Below are 4031 nucleotides of genomic sequence, written 5' to 3' on the forward strand. Positions count from 1 at the left end.
TAGAGTAGGACGATTTGGCGGCGTTAATTACTCCATTAAGATTCTTTCGTAGGGTATGCATGGCCGTATCTAGGGGCGTGCCGTTAGGCTGATAGTTAGTGATGATATTCTTGAGTTCATCAGCGTGACGCCCCATCAAAGCATCGTGGAGATCGATGTAGGTTTCATAAGCTGTTTTGAAGGCCGGAAACGTATCGGTTCCAATATCAATAGCGTTCTGTTCGGTCGAGTACTCATTCAGGCCGAAGAGGTAGCGGCTCTTTTGTGCGTCAGGGTTGGCCTTGTGGAATAGGCGCCATAGTGATTTCAGTACTTTATATTCCCGTGAATGCTTGTCGAGTTGCTTTAAACATTGAGTGCGAATGGTATCCATCGTCCGGCCCATTAATTGAATAATGTGGAACCGATCAATAATGAGTTCGGCGTTAGGGAATAGTTCGTGCACGAATGCCTGATAGGAGGCGTTCATGTCCATGATGACGCGTTGAACCGCGGCCCGTTCTGCGGTGCTGTACTGACTAAGAAAGAACTGTTTGATGGTTCTATTAAGGCGGTCGCTAAGTACTTTAACTGATTTGTGAGTGTCGGCGTCAATGCAAATAAACGACATGGAGCCGTGCGTGGAACGGAATTCATCAAAGCATAGATTAATCGGTAACCGGCGGCTCGCCTGTGGATGAATATTAGCCGTCAAAATACGCTGAACTGAGTTTGTCGAAATACCGGTGAGACTGGCGATAGTCTTAGCCGGGAGTGATTTACTGGCTAGCTTCAGCACATGAGTCGCTAGTCCGTGACCGATGGCGTGGTTGGTTGATACCACTGGAGTGGTGGCCGTACAAGTGCTATGGCAGTTACTACAACGCCAGCGTTGCTTGTTTAGCTCTAGAATTACGGGCCGGTCCATGGGTCCTGCAATGTGGACATGAGTGAGCTTGTGTCCGTTAGGGTGCAACGTATTGTATCCACAGCTGGGACAGCGCCTGAGTGTGTAGGTAAGCTCTGCCTGGATGACCAAATACTTTTTGCGACCCGAGCCCCGACCATGAAATTCCTCACGAGTACCGAACACCTGAATGTTTGTGTCTGTAATTCCCAGTAATTTAAGTGTATTATCTAGTTGAGACATCTATTCCTACCCCGCTTATCTTGAGTTTCGTCGCTTAAAGCATAGCACTAGGGAGGCTTAGATGCCTTTTTTTGTTATCAAAAAGGGCCTAGTACTTTTGGAATGGAAATACTTTCCAACACCAAAAATTCTAGACCCCTAAATTTGCGATCTACCACGTATGTTTAAATCAAATTTATTTTAAATATACCTTGTACAGTGAAGTTTATTGATTGTGTGATTTATGATAAAAGATTAATCTTTTATCATAAATCACACAATCAGTAATACATAAGTTAAGCTCAATCTTATTTACGTTTGGCAAGGCCTTCACGAATAATTTTTTCTAAGACATCAACAATTTTTTCGTCATTCTCAAAAGCGATGCGTTTAACTTCTTTATATGTGCTCATGCGAAGTTGAACGGTTTTAGTTCTTTCTGTTTCGAATTGGTATGGACTTTTTAGATTTTTAAGTTGTTCAGATGCCTTTTTACTAACTTTGTTTAAAAAATCTTCTGCCATGATAAATTACTCCTCTAACTGTTGAATTCTAAGTAGTTGTTCATTAAGAACCATTTGGTACATTTGGATTGCTCTTTTATCCCAATGGTCTTTATTCCGTATTCCTTCATTAGCAAACGTTTTAACCCGTTCTTGAGTTCTAATTGAGTTTGAAAAGACCCCTTCGCCAAAAAAGTCTTTTGCTTGTGCAGAAATTTCAGTATCAACTTTTGCACGTGGCTTCATTAAGTACAATATGACACCAACTAACTGAAAACTTCCATTGTATTGTTCACGTAGTTCACCTAAATGCGTAGCTGTTTTTAAAGAACTTGTATATGATTGCTTTTGAGTTTGTAAGACAATTGAGATGAAATCTGAAGCCATGATTGCGTTATTAGTAAAGACATTTATTGTTGGTGGTACGTCAATAAAAATATAATCGTAATTTTGTTTTAACTTTGAAAGCATTTGTGGTAATAGAATATTACGTTTAACCCGACTAACTTTTTCTACAGCACCAATCCATAAAGACAATGTCCAATCTGTAGGAATCATATCAATTTGGTTTGTAACAGACACAATAGATTTAGACAAATCCCCTCCAAGAAGGCCCTCATATAATGAAAGTTCCGGCTTTAAATCGGCTTTATAAGTCTCCTTCATAATTTCAGTTGCATTTCCCTGGGGATCGAAATCTATCAGTAGTACTTTTTTCCCCTCTTGACCCAATAAATAGGTTTCCATTACAGTCAAGGTGGTCTTACCAACGCCACCTTTAAAGTTGAAGTTTAATAGTGTTTTCCCATTCATAGTAGCACCTACCTTTACATAAACATTTTACCATGATTTATGATTAATCACAAATTTTATATGATTTACGATTAATCATAAATCATATTCATAAAACTATTTACTTAACCTTTGCAGAATGATATGCTTTGTTCATAAACAAAAAATCCCAATCCACTCGGGATTGGGATTTTTGCAGTATTGACAAGTAGCTATCTTGCAGCTACCTAGTCCAAGCAATTTTCACCGCCAAGTTAAAATTGCTTGAACAAATTGTAATCTTGTTTACGTGCTAATTATACCGCAAGCAAACCTTAAGGGGCAAGCAAAGGTAAACTAATTAAAACGAAGATAAGACCAATGGACTAAGTAGCTTCTAATAACTACTTAGTCCATTTTTAGTTCTTAAAAATCAAAAAAGTTGCCGAATTGCAACTCACAAACAAACACATGCTGGTGAATTTACAAAGTCCTCACTGCCAATGATGCTTTATAATTCAGTCAGAGCATATCAAATTTGTATTTTAGAACAAGTCTGATGTTTTAGCAACTCTCTTTGAAGACAGCATGTACAAGTCAATGAAGGGGAGTTTTATTATGGATCAAACAAATTTTAATTTTATTGAATCAAAAAAAGCTTATGAAACCCGTTTTTTTCAATTCCCACAAGTTTTACTATACGGAGAAAAATACAAAAAGCTAAGTGATAGTGCTAAGTTAGGATATATGATTTTACGTGATCGTCTAGATTACTCATTAAGAAACAACTGGATTGATGAGAAGAATCGAGTCTATTTCATTTTCACAAATCAAGAGCTTCATAATTTATTTGGCTGGGGCAATGCGAAAATTGTTAAAGTAAAAAAAGAATTAGAAAGGGCAAAGTTACTCTATCAAGTTAACTTAGGATTTGATCCGAAGAAAAAGAAGAATCTACCAAATCATCTTTATCTAGCTGACCTCGAAGTTACAACTAAAGACATTTACAAAAAAAAGATTACTAATGAAGAGCCGAAATCCCTTGATACAAGCGGAAGTTTCAAAATGAAACCCCGACAAAAAGAGCCGAAATCCCTTGATACAAGCGGAAGTTTCAAAATGGAACCCCGACAAAAAGAGCCGAAATCCCTTGATACAAGCGGAAGTTTCAAAATGAAACACAATCTAAACAATACTAGAGGTTTAGATACTAATAGATACAATATAGATACTCAAAAGTTGGACTTTTCCACAGCCCATTTCTCACCAGCAGAACTAGAAAAGCAAAACAAGGATTTGGTGAACCATGCTAATGACTTCTTAACTGATGAAGACAGTGGACTCCCCGTTTTCTTAGAACCCGAAGCCGTGCAATTACTTAGCTTCTGGTGCCGAACTCCACAACAAATGCGCCGGTTCATTGGCATTATCTTAAATGCTAAGTACCGAGTTGAGAAGGATCATCAGGACATTGGCGCTCTAATCCCACTAGACGATGAAGAACTAAAATCTTTGATGACTAAAGCCTTGAGACGCTACTTTAACGCCCTAAGAAGCAATGAAAAGCATATCAAGAACGTGGAAAACTACTTGTACGGCACCATGCAAAACCTATTTGGCGTTTGGTGGAATAAACAAGCGGCTAGAGA

General features: G+C 38.4%; 4 protein-coding genes. 1 reads left to right on the top strand and 3 read right to left on the bottom strand.

Going from position 1 to position 4031, the window contains the following annotated elements:
• The 3 genes from FC82_RS15050 to FC82_RS15060 all read right to left on the bottom strand — a co-directional run.
• Positions 1–1129, bottom strand: a 1129-nt coding sequence (locus FC82_RS15050; protein ID WP_056997419.1) for an ISL3-like element IS1165 family transposase, incomplete at its 3' end; no start/stop codon positions are given.
• A 287-nt stretch (positions 1130–1416) separates the two neighbouring features.
• On the bottom strand, positions 1417–1632 hold the full coding sequence (locus FC82_RS15055) for a hypothetical protein (protein WP_003649837.1): 216 nt from the start codon (positions 1630–1632) through the stop codon (positions 1417–1419).
• A 6-nt stretch (positions 1633–1638) separates the two neighbouring features.
• Positions 1639–2424 carry a ParA family protein gene (locus tag FC82_RS15060; protein WP_056997420.1) on the bottom strand — a complete coding sequence of 262 codons (786 nt, stop codon included), beginning with the start codon at positions 2422–2424 and terminating at the stop codon, positions 1639–1641.
• 576 nt (positions 2425–3000) lie between these two features.
• Here FC82_RS15060 and FC82_RS15065 point away from each other — a divergent pair.
• The coding region (locus FC82_RS15065; protein WP_056997421.1) for a replication initiator protein A at positions 3001–4031 on the top strand (1031 nt) is incomplete at its 3' end.

Source organism: Secundilactobacillus collinoides DSM 20515 = JCM 1123, assembly GCF_001435975.1.
Taxonomy (GTDB): domain Bacteria; phylum Bacillota; class Bacilli; order Lactobacillales; family Lactobacillaceae; genus Secundilactobacillus; species Secundilactobacillus collinoides.

Coding starts and splice junctions, on each gene's coding strand:
- FC82_RS15060 (WP_056997420.1), bottom strand. CDS start 2,424: ATGAATGGGAAAACACTATTAAACTTCAACTTTAAAGGTGGCGTTGGT.
- FC82_RS15055 (WP_003649837.1), bottom strand. CDS start 1,632: ATGGCAGAAGATTTTTTAAACAAAGTTAGTAAAAAGGCATCTGAACAA.